Origin of the sequence: Fastidiosipila sanguinis (assembly GCF_002998295.1) — a bacterium.
GTDB lineage: Bacteria > Bacillota > Clostridia > Saccharofermentanales > Fastidiosipilaceae > Fastidiosipila > Fastidiosipila sanguinis.
On the sequence record NZ_CP027226.1, the window covers coordinates 957,008 to 974,651 of the forward strand.

The 17,644-nt window shown below is 33.4% G+C and carries 20 protein-coding genes and 1 pseudogene; all 21 read right to left on the minus strand.

Annotation, left to right across the window (positions count from 1 at the left end):
* Window positions 1–21: 21 nt before the first annotated feature.
* The 21 genes and pseudogenes from C5Q98_RS04185 to C5Q98_RS04290 all read right to left on the minus strand — a co-directional run bounded on the left by C5Q98_RS04185 (window position 22) and on the right by C5Q98_RS04290 (window position 17,453).
* Entirely contained in the window at window positions 22–639 is a 618-nt protein-coding gene (locus C5Q98_RS04185; RefSeq protein ID WP_002838505.1) for a TetR/AcrR family transcriptional regulator, read from the minus strand.
* A 30-nt stretch (window positions 640–669) separates the two neighbouring features.
* Window positions 670–3,615 (minus strand): annotated as a pseudogene (locus tag C5Q98_RS07910) (DUF4368 domain-containing protein).
* Complete coding sequence (locus C5Q98_RS04200) at window positions 3,608–4,342, minus strand: BRO family protein (protein WP_106012428.1); 735 nt, start codon at window positions 4,340–4,342, stop codon at window positions 3,608–3,610. Before C5Q98_RS04200 ends, C5Q98_RS07910 begins: the two are co-directional and overlap by 8 nt.
* Entirely contained in the window at window positions 4,339–4,824 is a 486-nt protein-coding gene (locus C5Q98_RS04205) for a PcfB family protein (protein ID WP_106012429.1), read from the minus strand. Before C5Q98_RS04205 ends, C5Q98_RS04200 begins: the two co-directional genes overlap by 4 nt.
* Complete coding sequence (locus tag C5Q98_RS04210) at window positions 4,817–5,644, minus strand: ATP-binding protein (protein ID WP_106012430.1); 828 nt, start codon at window positions 5,642–5,644, stop codon at window positions 4,817–4,819. The genes C5Q98_RS04205 and C5Q98_RS04210 overlap by 8 nt, the downstream gene beginning before the upstream one ends.
* Window positions 5,641–6,414 (minus strand): replication initiator protein A, encoded by a 774-nt coding sequence (locus tag C5Q98_RS04215; RefSeq protein WP_106012431.1) that lies wholly within the window; start codon window positions 6,412–6,414, stop codon window positions 5,641–5,643. The genes C5Q98_RS04210 and C5Q98_RS04215 overlap by 4 nt, the downstream gene beginning before the upstream one ends.
* A gap of 80 nt (window positions 6,415–6,494) precedes the next feature.
* Window positions 6,495–6,740 carry a hypothetical protein gene (locus tag C5Q98_RS04220; protein ID WP_000340428.1) on the minus strand — a complete coding sequence of 82 codons (246 nt, stop codon included), beginning with the start codon at window positions 6,738–6,740 and terminating at the stop codon, window positions 6,495–6,497.
* Window positions 6,741–6,817: 77 nt separating this feature from the next.
* Window positions 6,818–7,495 carry a type I restriction-modification system subunit M N-terminal domain-containing protein gene (locus tag C5Q98_RS04225; protein ID WP_106012432.1) on the minus strand — a complete coding sequence of 226 codons (678 nt, stop codon included), beginning with the start codon at window positions 7,493–7,495 and terminating at the stop codon, window positions 6,818–6,820.
* Window positions 7,496–7,827: 332 nt separating this feature from the next.
* The gene (locus tag C5Q98_RS04230) at window positions 7,828–8,190 is read right to left on the minus strand and encodes a hypothetical protein (RefSeq protein WP_106012433.1); all 363 of its coding nucleotides are present in this window, start codon (window positions 8,188–8,190) and stop codon (window positions 7,828–7,830) included.
* 66 nt (window positions 8,191–8,256) lie between these two features.
* A complete protein-coding gene (locus C5Q98_RS04235) occupies window positions 8,257–8,793 on the minus strand; it encodes a GNAT family N-acetyltransferase (RefSeq protein WP_106012434.1) in 537 nt (178 codons plus the stop codon).
* Window positions 8,794–8,949: 156 nt separating this feature from the next.
* Window positions 8,950–9,219, minus strand: a complete 270-nt coding sequence (locus C5Q98_RS04240; RefSeq protein ID WP_106012435.1) for a hypothetical protein — start codon at window positions 9,217–9,219, stop codon at window positions 8,950–8,952.
* Between the two features lie 268 nt (window positions 9,220–9,487).
* Window positions 9,488–9,775, minus strand: a complete 288-nt coding sequence (locus tag C5Q98_RS04245; RefSeq protein ID WP_106012436.1) for an ATP synthase subunit epsilon domain-containing protein — start codon at window positions 9,773–9,775, stop codon at window positions 9,488–9,490.
* Window positions 9,768–11,225, minus strand: coding sequence for a F0F1 ATP synthase subunit beta (gene atpD / locus C5Q98_RS04250; RefSeq protein ID WP_106013076.1), 1,458 nt, complete (start codon window positions 11,223–11,225; stop codon window positions 9,768–9,770). Before atpD ends, C5Q98_RS04245 begins: the two co-directional genes overlap by 8 nt.
* Window positions 11,226–11,337: 112 nt before the next feature.
* Window positions 11,338–12,258, minus strand: coding sequence for an ATP synthase F1 subunit gamma (gene atpG, locus C5Q98_RS04255; protein WP_106012437.1), 921 nt, complete (start codon window positions 12,256–12,258; stop codon window positions 11,338–11,340).
* A gap of 45 nt (window positions 12,259–12,303) precedes the next feature.
* Complete coding sequence (gene atpA, locus C5Q98_RS04260; protein ID WP_106013077.1) at window positions 12,304–13,851, minus strand: F0F1 ATP synthase subunit alpha; 1,548 nt, start codon at window positions 13,849–13,851, stop codon at window positions 12,304–12,306.
* A 107-nt stretch (window positions 13,852–13,958) separates the two neighbouring features.
* Complete coding sequence (locus tag C5Q98_RS04265; RefSeq protein ID WP_158695704.1) at window positions 13,959–14,222, minus strand: F0F1 ATP synthase subunit delta; 264 nt, start codon at window positions 14,220–14,222, stop codon at window positions 13,959–13,961.
* Window positions 14,223–14,239: 17 nt separating this feature from the next.
* Window positions 14,240–14,752 (minus strand): F0F1 ATP synthase subunit B family protein, encoded by a 513-nt coding sequence (locus C5Q98_RS04270; protein WP_106012439.1) that lies wholly within the window; start codon window positions 14,750–14,752, stop codon window positions 14,240–14,242.
* 39 nt (window positions 14,753–14,791) lie between these two features.
* On the minus strand, window positions 14,792–15,025 hold the full coding sequence (locus C5Q98_RS04275; protein ID WP_242967341.1) for an ATP synthase F0 subunit C: 234 nt from the start codon (window positions 15,023–15,025) through the stop codon (window positions 14,792–14,794).
* Window positions 15,026–15,079: 54 nt separating this feature from the next.
* Window positions 15,080–15,748: a F0F1 ATP synthase subunit A gene (locus tag C5Q98_RS04280; RefSeq protein ID WP_106012440.1), complete on the minus strand. Its 669-nt coding sequence runs from the start codon at window positions 15,746–15,748 to the stop codon at window positions 15,080–15,082.
* Window positions 15,748–15,975 carry a hypothetical protein gene (locus C5Q98_RS04285; RefSeq protein WP_106012441.1) on the minus strand — a complete coding sequence of 76 codons (228 nt, stop codon included), beginning with the start codon at window positions 15,973–15,975 and terminating at the stop codon, window positions 15,748–15,750. Before C5Q98_RS04285 ends, C5Q98_RS04280 begins: the two co-directional genes overlap by 1 nt.
* Before the next feature lie 233 nt (window positions 15,976–16,208).
* Window positions 16,209–17,453, minus strand: a complete 1,245-nt coding sequence (locus tag C5Q98_RS04290) for a metal-dependent hydrolase family protein (RefSeq protein WP_106012442.1) — start codon at window positions 17,451–17,453, stop codon at window positions 16,209–16,211.
* Window positions 17,454–17,644 lie beyond the last annotated feature (191 nt).

Genomic DNA, 17,644 nt, shown 5'->3' on the forward strand with positions numbered 1-17,644 from the left:
TTGCAAACATTCTATTCTTTTTTAATTACTAAAGAGCTTTTTCGTATTTAAGCTTTGTTCAAGCATTATCTTAAATGCATTTAAGTAGTTATCAACAGGTTCTTCCTTTAAATATCTTATACTTATGTTATTTGAAACAAAAACATAAGCTGTCATAAGCAACTCTGCTGTTTCTAATGGATATTTTACAGAAAAAACTCTTTCCATTATTCCTTGATTTATAATCTTTTCAAAATATATTGTCAGTTTTTCAACAAGCTTATGGGATAACTTATCTATCATATATTGATTTTCTTTAAGGTCAATTGTTTTTTGTAGCACTGTACCCTCTGCTGAAATATTTTCTGAAGATATAATTGTGACATCTATAAAAGATCTGATTTTTTCTATGGCAGTTTTATCTTCATCATAAGCAATAATATAAATATCTTTCAGTAGTCTATCTGAATATTGTTCTACAAGACAATATAAGATATCCTCTTTATTCTTAAAGTGATAATATAACAACCCTCTTGATATATTTACTTTATCAACTATATCCTGAGTTGTTGTATTAGTATATCCTTTCTCCATAAAGAGTATCATTGCAGCATCCATAATCTCTGCACGTCGTATTTCAGGTTCTTTTACATCTCTCATTTTATACCTCCTATTATTTATATAATACATCTAAACTGACAAATTGTCAATTGATTTTAATCTTGTTATTTTATGCTTTTTCATAGTCTTTTCAAAACCTTTAGCTTCTCCTGTTTTTTTCTCCTCTCTCCTTGCCTTATATCTTTCCTCATATTCTTTTTGCTTGCCGTTTGCTTTACGCTTGAGGTAGTTTTGATGAAGTCGGTCTTTTCTTGCTCGTTCTTTTTCTTCCTCCTCTGTTAATTTCTGCATTTCTTCTTCGGATAATTCTTCTTTCGGCGGTTCATAATTCCCGATAAAGTTGAAGTAGATTTCGACTTTCTGATTGGCGGTTTGACTGCCCTTTCGATCTCGTTCGTGGACTAAGATTTTTTCTACAAACTCGTTAATGATGGTCGGTGTCAGTTCGTCAAAGTTATCATAGCGTTCAATCAACCGGATAAACTTCTTGGCTCTATCGGTTTCTTTTTCGTATCGCTTGATGGCTTTTTCCAACCCATCGATTTCTTTGCTAAGTTCCCTTTGCTCTGTTTCATACTGATTGTTTAAGATTTCATATCGGGTGTTCGGTATCTTCTCCAATATCATATCTTCGTATATTCGACACATTAAGCGTTCCAGTTCCTGAAGTCTGTTTTTACTATCTGTGAGCCTTGTCTTTTTCTTCTCCATTTCCATTTTCTCGGTTTCTTCCATTTCGTTTTGAATGGAATGGAGAAAGGCTTCATTATCTTCATCAAGATAATTTTTTATATCTTTTAATGTTTCTTGGATAAGATTTAAGACTACTTCTGCTTTTATCCTATGAGCTGATGGACAAAGTGTGCCACATGGTGTTTTAGTATAGGCACTGCAAGTGTAATAGGGAATATTCTTATAATTGCTTGTTCTATGAACATACATCTTGCTCCCACAATCTGCACAATACATTAGTCCTGTGAGTGGGTGATATTCTCCCCAACCGTCAGGATACCTTTTTACATTTCCTCTTATCCTTTGCACATTATCAAAGGTTTCTTGGTCTATGATTGGCTCGTGTGTATTTTCAAAAATAAGCCAGTTATCCTCGGATACATATTTGCTTTTCTTGTCCTTGAAGTGCTTTCTTGTTTTGAAATTGACTGTATGCCCCAAGTATTCCTGTTTCTTTAAAATGCTTGCTATTGTTGAGCTGCACCAACGATAGGGATGTTCAAAGTTTTTGCTTTGATGTAATCCATATCCCATTTTTTGCTGATGATAAGCGGGTATATCTATCTTGTCCGCTTCCAGTATCTTTGCTATTTTGTATGGTCCTGCTCCGTCCATTGTAAGATTAAATATTCGTCTTACTATCTCGGCTGCTTTTTCATCTACAATCCATTTGTTTTTATCTTTTTCATCTTTGATATAGCCATAAGGCGGTGTGCTTGCAGTATGTTTCCCACTTTCGCCTTTTGACCTGAAAGTCGATTGTATTTTTCTTGATGTATCTCTTGCATACCATTCATTCATGATATTTCTAAAGGGAGTAAAATCATCTTCTCTGTAAAAACTATCTACATTATCATTGATAGCGATTAGTCTTACGCCCTTTTGTCTTAGTATCTCCATACATTGACCAACTTTGAGATAATCTCTGCCAAGTCTGCTCATATCTTTTACAATGATACAACCAATATTTCCTTGATTGACTCCGTTCATCATTGCCATAAATCCCGGTCTGTCAAACTGTGTCCCGCTTATTCCGTCATCTGTAAAATGGATGATGTTGGTTAAATTATTCTTACTTGCATATTCTTCAAGGATTTTCTTTTGATTAACGATTGAGTTACTTTCTCCTTCAAGTTCATCATCTCGACTTAATCTCTCATAGAGTGCTGTTATCTTTTCAAAATTCCTCACTTTTTCCTCCTTCCTCTTAATTTCTTAAATAAAAAAGAATTAAGAAGTACATATTTCACTAAAACAGTGATTAAGTGTTCTCCTTAATTCTATTACTCCAGCTGCTAGTTTATATTTCTTATATTGCTTAACTGCAAAATGACTTGGGTCTTTCTTTTCAAGAGCTTCAAAAAGCCTATCAATTGGGTTCATATAGGTTTCGTCATCTTCTCTGACTTCACTTGCGTCAATCATATCCAAAAGTGTCTTAAAATTCTTTTCTTCTTCTGGTGCTTCATAATATATATAACCGATGAGGGCAGTGTAATAGAGCTTTTCAGCCTTTACCCAGAAATCTTCTCCTGCCTTTTCTCCATCTCCCTTGGTGTTAGCAATTATAGTTTGGACAAGCTTTAAAATATCTTTTTCTGATCGAAGATAAGAAAAGGGATTGTATTTCATGGATTTTTTAAAGTTTATTGTGTTTAATATCTTTATGTCGTATCCATTTTCATAAAGCATTTTCCCGCACTCTAACACAAGCGTGCCTTTAGGGTCTGTTACTACATAGGAAGAGTGCATTTGCATTAGATTTGGCTTTACATAAAATCTTGTTTTACCTGATCCAGAACCACCTATTACTAATACATTTTTATTTCTAGCGTATTTAGGATTTTTAGGTCTTGAGTTCATTGTTAGTCTTTCGGTATTAGTTATTAGTACATTATTTTCAAACTTTGGGTCAATATATGGAGCAATATCCTTGCTTTCTCCCCATCTTGCAGATCCATACTCTTTACCTTGCCTATATTTCTTTTTATTTTTTCCTTTGCTATAAACAATTAGCTTAACAAGACCAGCAACTGAAATACCTACTAAAAAGTCCCTTGGATTAAGACTTGGTATATAGGATAAAGTTCCTATATCAGAAATTCCCACCATTATTCTATCAATAATATCTCCTCCAACATAAGAATTTATGTGCTTAGAAAAGATATTTCCAATGTAGAAAAAGGATATATAAGGAATGTTTGATAATATAAATTTCTTTGGGTTGTCTATTTTAATTAGATTTTTAATATCAGAAAGAATGGCTTCTAATACCTTATTCATCGTAGAAACCTTCACTATCTAATAAAATTAGTAGGTAGTGTCTTCCCTTTGGTGTTATAAATGTTTGTATTCCTACAAGTGTACCTAGTGGATCAACCCATTCTTTTACTTCAAAATATCCTTTGTTCTTATCTGCATAAGGTAAGAGTTTCTTTTTCTTATCTCTGTAAATTAGTCCCTTATCCATTAGAAAACTTATAAATTGATTTTGTGGTATTCCTAATTCTTTGGCAGTATTTCTAAAGTTTGTAAGTAGGTTGTAATCTACTAATTTGTCATAATAGTCTGCCTTTAGTCTTAATTCTTCAATCTCTTCTTCTCTTTCGGCAATAATTCTATTGGCTACCAGAATTGCATCTGCAAGTAACTCTTCATTAGTTTTCTTTTCTTGCCCTACTATATATCCTCCATTTTTTCTAATACTTGGTAAGACTTCTCTAGTTACCCAAGCTTTGAATATTTTTGCTTGTGGTAGTTTTGATGAGAGGATAAGTGAATACAATCCTGATTCGTTAATTATTGAAATATTCTGTATTCCTCCAGGGGTGTTCCATTTCGTTACACCCTTATCTTCTTCGTCTACATGGTCATAAATAGCTTTTCTGGGATTGACATATCCTAGCATAGTTGCTACTTCATTTGCTATAAAGAAAAACTCACCATCTTTTTCAATAACAGTGAGTTTCCCAAAATTCTTATTTTCAAATGTTTTTAAATTACTTATCATAAGCTTTGCTCCTTATGTTTATTTTTAACTTTATCTTTACTAATGGTGTCCTTAGCCATATCTTTAAACTTATTTATTGTCTTCGTTATTGAATCTTTTCTATCGGCCTTTCTTTCAGAACCCTTAACTGCTTTTTTAAAGGCATGTTCCATTACTTTTATATCCTTAGATTGAAAAAACACAGAATGGTTACCAGTTTCCTTATCTTTCATAACAGAAAACTTCACTCCGTGTTTATTTAAAATTTTCTTTAGTTCTTTTAACTCAGGATCTTTTAGATTAATTTCTTCTAACTGCCCCTTTTTAACCATATCCTTTAGCTTTACTTCTTCTCCGTTATTTTTTATTACATTTTTCAAGCCTCCTTGTTCTTCTATTTGCTTGTGTACTTTCTTTAAGGCATCAAGAATTGCTTTACTTGTTGCTTTTGCAAGCCTTACTTCAAGATTAAGACTTGCCCTAGATACTTCTTCATTAATCATCTATTCCACCTCCATATAAAAGTAACTCTTTGTATTTTCTTAACTTCTCTTGATGAATTTTTCTTCTAAAATCTTCTCCCGTAACTTTAACTGGTATTGTCATTTCAAGTATTCTTGAATATATCCTCTGATACTCAAGTTCAATATTAGGATTTTGAATAATTTCCAATGATAAGTTTGTAGTAAAAATTGTCGGCCTACTCTTTAAGTATCTTGAATTTATAATGTTATATACTTGTTCTCTTGCATAAGATGTATCCCTTTCAATTCCAAGGTCATCTAAGATTAACAATGGAATATTAGAGAGGTTACTTATAATTTCATTTGAATCTAGCTTAAATGCTGATTTTTGTATTTGGTTTATAACCTGAGATAAATTCATAATCTTAACTTTAACTTGTTCTCTTTCAATTAATTCATTTGCAATAGAACAAGCAAGATAAGTCTTTCCACTGCCAACATCTCCATAAAATAAAAGTCCAACATTGTCTTCCTTCATTTGTTCAAAACTTTTAGCATAATTGTAAGCAACCTTGTAAGCTTGACCTTTTTCGTTTAAGAATCTCTCAAAAGTATATTGATGTTGGTTTGGCGATGAAAAACAATCTCTTTTTAGCGATGATATTCTCGTTAATATTTCTCTTTCTGCATTTTCCTTATCTCTTTTTATTTCACATTCACATTTAATTCTTGGAATAAACTTTGTAAATCCAAGGTCAAGTAATTCTCCATCGACTCTTTTACCACATATCTTGCAATAGATATGCCCATTTCTTTCAATATCATTGTCTCTTAATACAAAATCTTTTAAGTTCTTCATAAACTCTCTCCTATATCGTAATTCATTTTTCTTGTTGAGTTGTCATTAATGCTTTTCGCCTGATCATTAAGATACCAATTGATTATCGTTGCCTTGTGATCTTGATAATCTCTGTTATTTGCTTTCATATATGACGACAACCTATCAATGTACTCATTAATTCTACTTCCCAACTCATTTGTTAAGTCCTTGTATTCCTCATCAGTCAAAAATATGTTTTTATATATTCCATAAGGTTTTTGCCCTTTATTAAAATCATTATTTCTTAACTCATTATTACTAATATTGTTATAGTTACCTTCCGATTTTCGAAAATCTTGACTTTCTATATTCGAATCTCTTGAATTTCGATTATCGAACTTCTGGAATTTTGTTTTTCGAACTTCTTGATTTTTTAATTCCATATTATTAAATATGCTCATAAAGTCTTTAACATAAATTCTGTTAGGCTTTCCCAGTCCTTGTCTTTTCTTTTCAATCAGTCCTATTCCTGATTTAATATCAAGCTCGGATATTAATTTATTTGCTTTTTCACTGGCACAATTAAATTGCTCTTTTATACTTTCAATTGTGTAGTAAATAAAGACTTTTCCATCTTCATCTATCCAGCCATTTTTATATGAAAGACCCATTCGATTAAGCATATATGAATACAAAACTTTTGCTTCAATAGAAATGCTCTCAAAAATCTCATCTTCCATTAATACCATAGGTAACCTAATGAAGTTATACATCTCAGATTGCCTATTATAGAAATAATCAAAATTCATCTTTACCTCCTTTCTGTGAAATAAAAAAGACGACAGAATTATTACTTTCTATCGTCTAAAATTTACATATTAAATTTTTACTAAAACCATTCTTTGTGCATTTTTTCTAACGACTCTTTTGTTAGTGGATATCCAATAGATTCTCCTATCACAGAGTCAATCCCACAATATGGACAAATAGCTGTCCAATCTGGTTCATCTTCACACCAATCTTCTATTTCACTTGGAGAAAAGATTTTACAACAATAAAAACAACCACACTTCTTTTCATTTTTAAGCATAGTTTTATTTGCAAAAGAATACTTATGAGCTTCTATACAATCCATACATCCTCCTTATAAAATTTATAATCTTTATTTATATTGGTATGCTATTTACAATACCCATTGTTAAAATGGATACTCTAAGCAGCACACCAACTATTTATTTTTTGAGCTTTAAACTTTGGTAGAAGTCTTGAACTCCTTGTATTTACATAACTATTTGCCTCTATCACTATTATGACACGAAACCCCATAGCAGGGTCACATATAGAATCTTCAGGAGTAGGCTGAACTAGGTCAACCATCATATTTATAATATGTCTTGGAGTTCTAAACTGACCATTAGTACCAGACTGCTGTAATTGTGAGAGAAGATACTCATAAATGTCGCCTTGCATATCTCTATCATCAGTTGGAAGCTTATCTACAGCTTCAACCACTTTTTGCAAAGTACTAGGTTTATTGATTTGGAAAATCGCATCTTTCATATAACGAGAAAAAGATGTCTCGCCGTCATCACCTTGCAGACTTTTAATAAAAGGGAAAATCTCCTGCTGCATTAAGGTAAATAGCTCAGTAGCTTCTAAATTCTTAAACACATGCCAACGATACTCAGGCTTATCATTAGGAAATATTGAAACATGCTCGAAACCAAGAAGATTCGCATCTTGTTCCTTACCTAGTTCTGTCTGGTCTAGGCTCTTCATGAAAATTAAATAAGTTATTTGTTCAATATTAGTTAAGGGATTAGAGCTCCCCTCGTTCCAGAGTGTCTCCCAGATTGCATCTACTTGCTTTCTCAATTCACCAGTCAGCATATTTTCACCTCTTAATAATGATAATGGAATACGATATTTTTTGTTAGTTATTATCTAAGGGTTATTAACTTTAGCATTCCACATTAAGTTCATTATAAGGTAAAAGCTTAATTTTGGCATTAGGATTTAGTGTTTGGTTATTACCAACTGCCAAGATTTGACGTTTTCAACTGCCAAGATTTGGCATTTCCGACTGCCAAGATTTGACGTTTTCAACTGCCAAGATTTGACATTTCTAACTCCCAAGATTTGATATTTTTAATTATCCATCTCGTTAAAAATTTTAATAGCTTTTATTTTTACCCATTTCAAAAAAAGAATGCAACCTACACCTAATCCCTCTGAGGTCTATCCTTAGAAGGTGTTTTTAATGCTATGAACAGAGCATTATTTATCTGCGCTGGATAAGTCTCCAAAATTGCTCCATCATAATATACATAGACAACATCACCAATGAAGAAATCTGTCATGCTATCTTTATTCTTGATGTCCAAAGATACTAAGTATTTACCGGTTTCATTCTCTATCAGAATTGTATTTTCATTAATTTCTTCCACAATACCTTCAATCTTTGGCTTATTATCAATAATATAATTTGCACTATTTCTATCACAAGCAGACAGTAATAAAACAAAAAATGATAAAACTAATACCAATGAAACTCTCTTTATCGTTTTCGGTCTCTTCAGATTCATTCCTACACCTCCATACAACAAATAGTACATAAGATATCTACCTATCTTCCGCACCAACAATATGAACTACAAGCTTATCCAATACCTCTCTATATTAGCTTTGCGACTAGGCTCATAAACAGTCGTTTCATAGATTCCACCATTCTTTTTAATAACTTTCCTACTAGCTTCATTATCTTCTAGGCAAGTTACTAGAACCTTATTTAATCCGAGCTCCTTACAGTAAGGCAAAATCAATCCTAGCATTTCTGTGGCATAACCTTTTCTGCGTTCTGAAGGTCTGACAGAGTAACCTATATGACCTCCAAATTTCTCGAGAAAATCATTAAAATAATGACGGACTTGAATTACTCCTACAAGCTTATTATCAGCTTCTCTAACGCATATAAATTGAGTTGCTGGCACATATCCATCTGGACAAGTTTCAGCACTAGTTAAACTCTCAATTTCTTCAAGCCATTCGTTAGTTGTTTCACAGCTGATTAATTCCCCACAACCATCCATGCTTCCACCATGCTCCAAAAACTCTTCTCTAAAGGCCATTATCTCCTGATCATAATCTAAGGATGGTTTAAGTAATTTCACTTTCTCACTCTTGCTCATAAAATTTACCTATCTTTCTAAATATCTTTTTTTTGCGCAATTTCGTTGATTATCTCTATACCTATATTATAACTCAATAAAAAACCTCTCTACTGAATTTCAGTAAAGAGGTTCGATTCACATTAATTTATTTTTTATGCAAATTCCTAATTAAAACTAATTACCTGCACCTGGGAAAATATTACCTAATGCGTCGTTTGCATTTCCAAGAGCTGCTGCAGCTGCACCTGTACCTAAGTCCAAACCGCTATCCAATTTCTTTTTAATTTCTTCTGCAATTTTTTTAGCATCTTCTTCTGAAATTGCTTCTTTTACATTATTCTTGATTGTACCAATTGGGTCTTTCAAGAAACCTTCTCTCAATTCATCATTGCTTGCTACAACATTGAATAAATCTTCTGCTACTTTTTTAATATCTACGCTCATAATAGACCTCCTAGTCTAAATATTGGTTAATCTAAATTGATCAACTTAGTATTATTTTAAATCAATTATCTAATTTATGTGAAAACATATTGCAAAAAATCTCATATTCATTAAAAAGTTACCAAATTAACACTTTGTATAAATTTTACTAATATGCTTATTTTCTGTTTTTTCATCACCTACGTTAAATACAAATTACAACAAAGCCGCAGAAGGGATTTCCTCTACGGCTTAAACCAAAAACATGTAAATAATTTAAATCATACTCCTATGCAGTAACAGCCTCACTTAGAAGTTCAAAGTCTTTAGTCAAAATTTCAACTTTTCCAGATTTAACTCGCAACACGCCACCGTTGATATTTATAAACTTCCTCACTCCTCTCTCATCATCATAATACATATTCTCATGATCTAATAAGGCGTACAGAGGACCGTTGTTCTTCATAATTCCACGCCAGCCACTCTCACAATGAATTTGCATATAGCTAGTTTTCAGACTAACTTGCTCGCCACTTGCTGCAATAATCTCAAATTCAAAAAGTTTATCTTCACTCATCAGACACCTCTAATTCTTTGGCAGCTGCAATAACATCATCTATAGTACCCTTGGTGTAGAAACAAGACTCTGGCACATCATCAAGCTCACCTGATAAAATCATCTTAAATCCACGTAATGTCTCATTTAATGGAACATATTGACCTGGGACATTATTAAATTTCTCAGCGACGTGTAATGGTTGTGATAAGAATCTTTGAATCTTTCTAGCTCTATATATGATTTCTTTGTCCTCATCTGAAAGTTCATCAATACCTAGAATAGCTATAATGTCTTGTAGTTCTTGATATTTCTGAATGACTTTAATAACGGACTGAGCTATTTCATAGTGTCCTTCGCCTATTACATTTGGATTCATCAAAGATGAGTTAGATTCCAATGGATCAACTGCAGGATAAATACCTAAGTCTGCAATTGAACGAGAAAGAACAACTGATGTATCCAAGTGGGCAAAAGTTGTCGCAGGAGCTGGGTCACTCAAGTCGTCAGCAGGAACATAGACTGCTTGGACTGAGGTAATAGAACCTTTGTCTGTTGAAGTGATTCGCTCTTGCAACTCACCCATTTCTTGTGCTAAGTTTGGTTGATATCCAACTGCAGAAGGCATACGTCCTAGCAATGCTGAAACCTCTGAACCTGCTTGTGAGAAACGGAAAATATTATCGATAAATAATAAGACATCTTTCTTCTCAACATCACGGAAATGTTCTGCCATTGTCAGACCGGATAGACCTACTCTTAGACGTGCTCCTGGTGGTTCATTCATTTGACCATAGACCAATACGGTTTTGTCCAGAACATCAGATTCTTTCATCTCGAAATACAAGTCATTACCTTCACGGGTTCTCTCTCCAACACCTGTGAAAACTGAGTATCCACCATGTTCATAAGCTATATTACGGATTAGTTCCATAATTAGAACTGTTTTACCAACACCTGCACCACCGAATAGTCCGACTTTACCACCTTTTGGATATGGGGTAAGTAAATCTATAACTTTAATACCGGTTTCTAGGATTTCATCAACTGGTTTTTGTTCGACAAATTTTGGAACTGCTCTATGTATTGGCGCACTTGCTTTTGCGTCAACTGGCCCTTTGTTATCTATAGGTTCTCCCAATAGATTGAACATACGTCCTAATGTCTCAGAACCGACTGGGACTTTTACAGTATCACCTGTAGCTTTTGCTTTTAGTCCTCTTGCTAGACCATTTGTAGAGTTTAATGCTATAGTTCTAGCAATATTTATACCGGTCTGCTGTGCAACCTCCAAGACTACTTTTGTTTTTGTAACAGGGTTTATAACCTCAATTGCTTCGTAAACATCAGGCATATAACCGGATGCAAACTCAACATCTACTACTGGTCCGATTACTTGAGTTATAACACCAATATTTATATCTTCAAAATTTGAGGCAGTAGTTTTTTCTTCATTCTGCTTATTTACCATATTCTCTGCCATAACTTTGTAGGACCTCCTAACGTTTTAGATCTTTTTTACGCTGTCTAATATTTTTTAGCATTTTTTAGATCTATATTTATTTATTAAATTCAATATTTAACTACTCATCCCTAGAAGCATTAATAATGTCAATCATCTCTGAGGTAATACGTGCTTGACGACTCTGATTAAATTTAATCCTCAAGTCTTCCAACAACTCTTCTACGTTCTCTGCAGCCTTTGACATTGCATTCATACGGAATAAGTGTTCGCTTGCCTTGCTCTCGAGTAGGATCTGCCTAATAAAAGTAGATAAGTATAATTCAAATAACTTCTCTAAAATATCTTCAGCCTGTGGATCAAATTCTGTTATACCAAAATCCGGATCCCTATCTACTCTGTCTGCTCTTGTCACTTTAGCAATATTCTTCGACTCAAAATCAAAAGAAAATGGCAAATATTTCTCACACTCAACTTCTTGTTTGCTAGCAGAATAGAATCTAAAACTTAATATATAAATTTCATCTAATTCTCCTGACAAATAATAATCCAATAGTTGAGTATTAATTTTTTCGGAGTCTGCTTCAGTTGGAAAATCTGCTACATCATGTATTTCTAAAGTCAAATGACCTTTTTTCTTCAATACTTTTTCTACTCTTTTTCCTACTGGCAAAAAGAAAACTTCCTTACCAGACTCTTTTTTATCCGAATATACTTCATTAATTTTATTCTCTATGAGATTGTTATAATTACCAGCTAAACCACGATCAGAGCCCAGGACAAGTACCCCTATTTTTTTGATATCTGCATGAGAGGTAATAATATCTTGCATCTTTTCGCTTATATTCATTTCAGACTTTTGCACCTTGAGCAAATCTTCCATAAACACTCGCACCAGATCCATGAAACCTTTACTTCTTAGAGCTTGACCCTGAATCTTCTTCAGCTTAGCTCCAGCAGCAGCTTTCATAGCACTAGTAGTATGCAATGTACTCTGCATGCTCTTTATACGATTTCTAATACTGCGATAATTTTCTTTCATAAATTACCTCATATAGTCTTTGACAAAATACCAATTAGCTAATTATTAATTTTCTATTTGATATCTTATTCTTTCAAAAATCTGATCTAGTGCTGATTTCACTTCAATTTGAAGATCGTCCACTATCTTTTCGCCTGAGTTTATTCTTTGGCACATCTCTTTGAACTCTGTATTTAAGATCTCTCTAAGCATTTTTGTAACTGTGGAAATTTCTGTTTGTTCAAAATCATCCAAGTACTTATTCTGTGCTGCATAAATCATAATTACTTGTTCTGCAACAGAGAAAACTTGGTGTGGTTTTTGTACCAGAGTTTGCATGAGTATATCACCCATCTTCAGGTTTCTAGTTGTATCAGCATCCAGGTCTGAACCAAAATTAGCGAATTCTTTTAACTCTCTATACTGAGCTAATTTCATTCTCAATTGACCTGCGACTTGCTTCATTGGTTTCAATTGTGCTGAACCACCAACCCTGGAAACAGAGGTTCCTGCGTTAACAGCAGGTCTTTGGCCATCTTTAAACATATCCCCATCTAAGAAAATCTGTCCATCTGTAATTGAAATAACATTTGTTGGAATATATGCAGATACGTCACCATACTGTGTTTCTATGATTGGAAGAGCAGTCATTGAACCTCCGCCAACACTATCGTTTAAACATGCAGCTCGTTCTAGCAATCTTGAATGGAGATAGAAAACATCTCCTGGATACGCTTCTCGACCTGGTGGTCTTCTAAGTAGCAAAGACAGTTCTCTATAAGCAACAGCGTGTTTACTCAAATCATCATAGATGATCAAGACATCCCTGCCTGAGTACATAAAGTACTCACCCATAGCACAAGCTGCATATGGAGCTATATATTGCATTGCTGTTGGATCACCAGCTGCAGCCATAACAATAAATGTATAATCCATTGCGCCATTTTCTTCTAAGGTTTCATAAACTGCTTTAACTGATGATTCTTTTTGACCTATAGCTACATAAATACAAATTACATTTTTATCTTTTTGATTGATGATTGTATCAATTGCTATTGTAGTCTTGCCTGTCTTACGATCACCAATGATCAACTCTCTTTGTCCTCTACCTATAGGAACTAATGCATCTATAGCAATAATTCCAGTTTGCATAGGACGCTTGACCTCTTTTCTATCCATAACACCTGGAGCAGGAGACTCGACATTTCTAAATTCTTTTAATTCTAACTCTGCTTTACCGTCTAAGCTTCTTCCTAGAGGATTCAAGACCCTACCTAACAACTCTTCTCCAACAGGTACTTCGAGCAAACGACCGGTTCTCTTTACTTTACTTCCAGCTGTAATTTGCAAATAATCTCCTGGAATAACAACACCAACTGTGTCTTTGTTTAAGTTAAGCGCTATTCCTAGTGTACCGTCAGAGAATTTCAAAATTTCATTTAGCATACAATCTTGTAGACCAGATACTATAACAATCCCATCTCCCAGACTAAGTACTGTACCCGTTTCTTCAAAATTTTGCATGATATCAGTATTTTTTTTGTAGGATTTTATTTTTCCTAATACGTCTGTAAACCTACTTTCACGTGAGAGGGTTTCTTCATCTTTATTCATATAAGAAAACTCTGACAGGTCTTGAGATTTATTCTTACTATCTTCAATTATATTTTCAAATTCTGAACCTGTTTTATTTGCATTTTCACGCATAATTCACCTCGCACCTATTTGTACTGAGAGTCTGCAAAAGCTTCTTTAAATAAATCTTGCATATATTTACGATAACTAGAATCCAAGATAAAGTCTGCACTATTTATAATTACTCCACTTATTATGTCTGGATCAACTTTATAGAAAAACTCTAATTCCTTGTATGGTAACTTTGCTATCATAACTTTTTCCAATCTATTCTTCTGGTCTTGGGTAAAAGCAACTGCAGAGACAATTTCAACTTGATCAATAAAAATATCTTTATTCTCTTCTATCATTGTCATTCCCCCATACCCTAGTCCTTATTATTTATCTTTGAAATACTACTTTCTTCCAAAGACTCCAGGAAAAGATCTATAGAATTACTTTTTTCTTCTTCTGACAGTGCTCTATTGATTACTTTCTCTGCAAGACTAGTAGATAATTCAACAAAATCATCTTGGAATTGTTTAGCTGTATAAATACGCTCTTTTCTCAATTCCTCCAAAACTTCAGCTTCCTTCTTCTTTAAGTCTGCATTTATTTCGTCTAACTTCTCTTGGCGATATTTTTCAGCTGCTTTATTTATTTCAGCTTCATTATCTTTTTTTCTTAGATTAAAGCACTCTTCAAAATCTTTGTATTCACTCTGTAACTCTGTTAATTTTTTCTTTTCTTCATTAATCTTTTTATTTATGTCTTCTACTGAATCTTGTCTTTCTTGAATAGCTTTAACCAATGGTTTAAATAAGAACTTGGCTAATATAAAAACAACAATTAGAAAGTTGATTACTACTATTGGTATATATTGCGGTTCTATATGTAACATACGAAACTCCTTTCAGACTTCACTAATTGTCAGCAAAATCTATGATATATTTCCAATTAGCATGAAACTAATCAACAAACCATATATTGTCAAAGCTTCCATAAATGCTAAAGCTAAAATTAGCATAGTTCTAACATCACTAGCTTTTTCTGGTTGTCTTGCAATAGTGTCAAACGCTTGCTTAGCGGTAATTGCTTGAGCTATTGCTGGAGTTAATATAGATAATGACATTGTTATAGCTGTACTTATTGCAAAAATTGCATTCTCACTCATATTGATTCCTTTCACTTATGTCGGTAATTACTTAAACATAAGTTTCAATTTTTATTATTCTTCTGATGTGGCCCCACTGATATAAATTGAGGTCAAGACTGTAAAAATAAATGCTTGTAATGCTCCAAAGAACACACTAATAAAATAAAATGGTATTGGTGCAATCCAAGGCATAATATTGTAAACTGCTGCTATTAAAATTTCTTCTGCAATAATACTACCGAATAACCTTAAACCTAATGAAACTGGTTTTGTCACTTCATCAATAATATTCAGTGGTAAAACTATTGCATATGGTTCGATAAAACTTCTTAAAAAAGCTTTTGTTCCTTTAGCTTTGATAGCAAATGTAATAGTCATAATCAAAGCTGATATTCCTAAGCTTAGTGTAACTGTAAGTGTTGATGTTGGAGCTGTAAATTGAGAGAACGTTCCTGCTCCTGGAACCATTCCAGAATAGTTAGCTACTATGATAAATAAAAACATGGAAGCTAAGTAAGGCGTATATTTCAACATCTTTTTACGACTACCCATAATGTCTTCTACAAGGTTCATCAACATTTCGGTACCCATTTCAGCAACGGCTTGAGCTTTTCCAATTCCATATACTGTAATTTTTCTACCAATTAACCATGCAACGATGATTAAGATAATAGAAATTACTACCATTGTAGTTATGTAGCCTGGAATATTAATAGTAAGAATTAAGTTGGTAAAATCCATTAATTTTCCACCTCCACACTAACTTCATCCATACTCGAACTTGATAAATCTTTTTTCACCAAACGCAAATAATAAATCATCTGCAATTTGCTACTTAAAATAACACCTGCACCTACTCCCAGAATGGATAATTTATCCTCTCGTAATACAAATAAAACTATAACTAATACCAACAATCTAACGAATGTTTGTGTAATTCTGTAGACTAAGTTCTTTTCAATTATCAATGTGTATTTTTCTCTATCATAGGTGGTTCTATTTTTTGATTTATAAAAACTTAAAAAAGAAATTTAATTATGAAACTTAAAACAGACATGAATGCAAAAGAACCTAAAAAGAATAAGAAAAATTTAGCTAGTGGATGCATAGTGTCCTACCTTATATATATCCACATTGTAGATAAAAATATCTACAATGTGGTAAAAGAGTTTTGATTATTAGTATGAAATACTTCTATTCATTAATGAGCTATTTCTTTTCCGCCCTTCATGATAATTTCCATATTTTCAACTGTTAAGTTACGGATGTTTTCCATTGGGTTAGCAGATAGTACTAGTAAGTCAGCAAATTTACCTGGTTCCAATGTACCTGTAATATCGTCAATTTGTAGCATTTCTGCACCACGTTTTGTAGCACCTTGAATTGTGTACATGACTGGCAATTTAACTTTTTCTACCCAAGTATATAGCTCACCGATCAATGTTGATCCATAAGGAGTTAAGCTTGAACAGAATGAGTCTGAACCTGTAACCAATTGAATACCTTTATCAACAGCTTTACGTAGGTTTTCGTAGCAACGTTGTAATTCTTTCTCTGCTACTGTATCACCTTCATATTTATCGTGAACTTCTGGAATGTAAGGAGGTTCGTATGTCTTGAACCATTCGCTCAAGAATTGAGCTGTTGGACAGAAGTATGTACCATTCTTCTTCATGTATTCTAGACATTCATCATTTAATGTTTGTCCGTGAATAATTAGGTGAACACCAGCTTTAGCTGAATCTAGAGCTCCGCCGTAACCTTCTGCGTGACTCCATACTGGGATTCCTGATAGTTTACCTTCATCAACTGCTGCTTTAATTTCTTCGTATGAGTAGTGTTGTGTTAATTTTTGGTCATATCTCCAGATACCACCACCTGTAGACCAAATCTTAATAGCGTCAGCATTTTCACGACATCTTCTTCTAATAGCTTTTCTGATTTCCCAAGGTCCATCAACTCTTTCTGCCCATGGGTGTGACCAGTTATTATATTCTGATGGAAGTTTGTGTGAGTCACCGTGACCACCTGTACGACATAGACCTAAACCTGTAGCAACAACACGAGGTCCTTCCATAACGCCTTGTTCAATCATATCTCTAATGTAGATACCGGAACGGCTGATTTCACCACAAGCTGTGATACCTCTTTCCAAACAGTCATGAGCTTGTTGTACAGCAACAACAGTTTTTTGAATTGGATGTTCTAGTACCCAATCTGTATCGTCATCAGTTTGGTTTCCTGAGAAGTGCAAGTGAGAGTCGATTAAACCTGGCATAATTGTTTTGCCTGTTAAATCTTTGGTCTCATATGAGCTATCAAAATCTTTTTTAGCTCCTGCATACTCTATTTTACCTTCTTCGTCGATTAGGACTAAAGAATTTTCTATAGCATCATCGCTATAACCGTCTATCAATGTTGCGTTTACTAATGCAAGTTTTTTCATAATAATTCCCTCCTATTATTTTTAACTTTTTGCATTTTTTGTTAATAACTTTGTTTCTTTGTTATAAGTTATTTTCTTTGTTATTTTGTTATAAGTCTTGCCCTATAACCTGGTTAAACTTTTCTTACCGTTTAACTTCTAATTCTTTATATAAACTAATTTTCATTAATCTATGATTGGCTTCTTGTAAT

Excerpts from the sequence above, each read along its gene's own strand:
- C5Q98_RS04185 (WP_002838505.1), bottom strand. The coding sequence starts at position 639 with ATGAGAGATGTAAAAGAACCTGAAATACGACGTGCAGAGATTATGGAT.
- C5Q98_RS04200 (WP_106012428.1), bottom strand. The coding sequence starts at position 4,342 with ATGATAAGTAATTTAAAAACATTTGAAAATAAGAATTTTGGGAAACTC.
- C5Q98_RS04205 (WP_106012429.1), bottom strand. The coding sequence starts at position 4,824 with ATGATTAATGAAGAAGTATCTAGGGCAAGTCTTAATCTTGAAGTAAGG.
- C5Q98_RS04210 (WP_106012430.1), bottom strand. The coding sequence starts at position 5,644 with ATGAAGAACTTAAAAGATTTTGTATTAAGAGACAATGATATTGAAAGA.
- C5Q98_RS04215 (WP_106012431.1), bottom strand. The coding sequence starts at position 6,414 with ATGAATTTTGATTATTTCTATAATAGGCAATCTGAGATGTATAACTTC.
- C5Q98_RS04220 (WP_000340428.1), bottom strand. The coding sequence starts at position 6,740 with ATGGATTGTATAGAAGCTCATAAGTATTCTTTTGCAAATAAAACTATG.
- C5Q98_RS04225 (WP_106012432.1), bottom strand. The coding sequence starts at position 7,495 with ATGCTGACTGGTGAATTGAGAAAGCAAGTAGATGCAATCTGGGAGACA.
- C5Q98_RS04230 (WP_106012433.1), bottom strand. The coding sequence starts at position 8,190 with ATGAATCTGAAGAGACCGAAAACGATAAAGAGAGTTTCATTGGTATTA.
- C5Q98_RS04235 (WP_106012434.1), bottom strand. The coding sequence starts at position 8,793 with ATGAGCAAGAGTGAGAAAGTGAAATTACTTAAACCATCCTTAGATTAT.
- C5Q98_RS04240 (WP_106012435.1), bottom strand. The coding sequence starts at position 9,219 with ATGAGCGTAGATATTAAAAAAGTAGCAGAAGATTTATTCAATGTTGTA.
- C5Q98_RS04245 (WP_106012436.1), bottom strand. The coding sequence starts at position 9,775 with ATGAGTGAAGATAAACTTTTTGAATTTGAGATTATTGCAGCAAGTGGC.
- atpD (WP_106013076.1), bottom strand. The coding sequence starts at position 11,225 with ATGGTAAATAAGCAGAATGAAGAAAAAACTACTGCCTCAAATTTTGAA.
- atpG (WP_106012437.1), bottom strand. The coding sequence starts at position 12,258 with ATGAAAGAAAATTATCGCAGTATTAGAAATCGTATAAAGAGCATGCAG.
- atpA (WP_106013077.1), bottom strand. The coding sequence starts at position 13,851 with ATGAATAAAGATGAAGAAACCCTCTCACGTGAAAGTAGGTTTACAGAC.
- C5Q98_RS04265 (WP_158695704.1), bottom strand. The coding sequence starts at position 14,222 with ATGATAGAAGAGAATAAAGATATTTTTATTGATCAAGTTGAAATTGTC.
- C5Q98_RS04270 (WP_106012439.1), bottom strand. The coding sequence starts at position 14,752 with ATGTTACATATAGAACCGCAATATATACCAATAGTAGTAATCAACTTT.
- C5Q98_RS04275 (WP_242967341.1), bottom strand. The coding sequence starts at position 15,025 with ATGAGTGAGAATGCAATTTTTGCAATAAGTACAGCTATAACAATGTCA.
- C5Q98_RS04280 (WP_106012440.1), bottom strand. The coding sequence starts at position 15,748 with ATGGATTTTACCAACTTAATTCTTACTATTAATATTCCAGGCTACATA.
- C5Q98_RS04290 (WP_106012442.1), bottom strand. The coding sequence starts at position 17,453 with ATGAAAAAACTTGCATTAGTAAACGCAACATTGATAGACGGTTATAGC.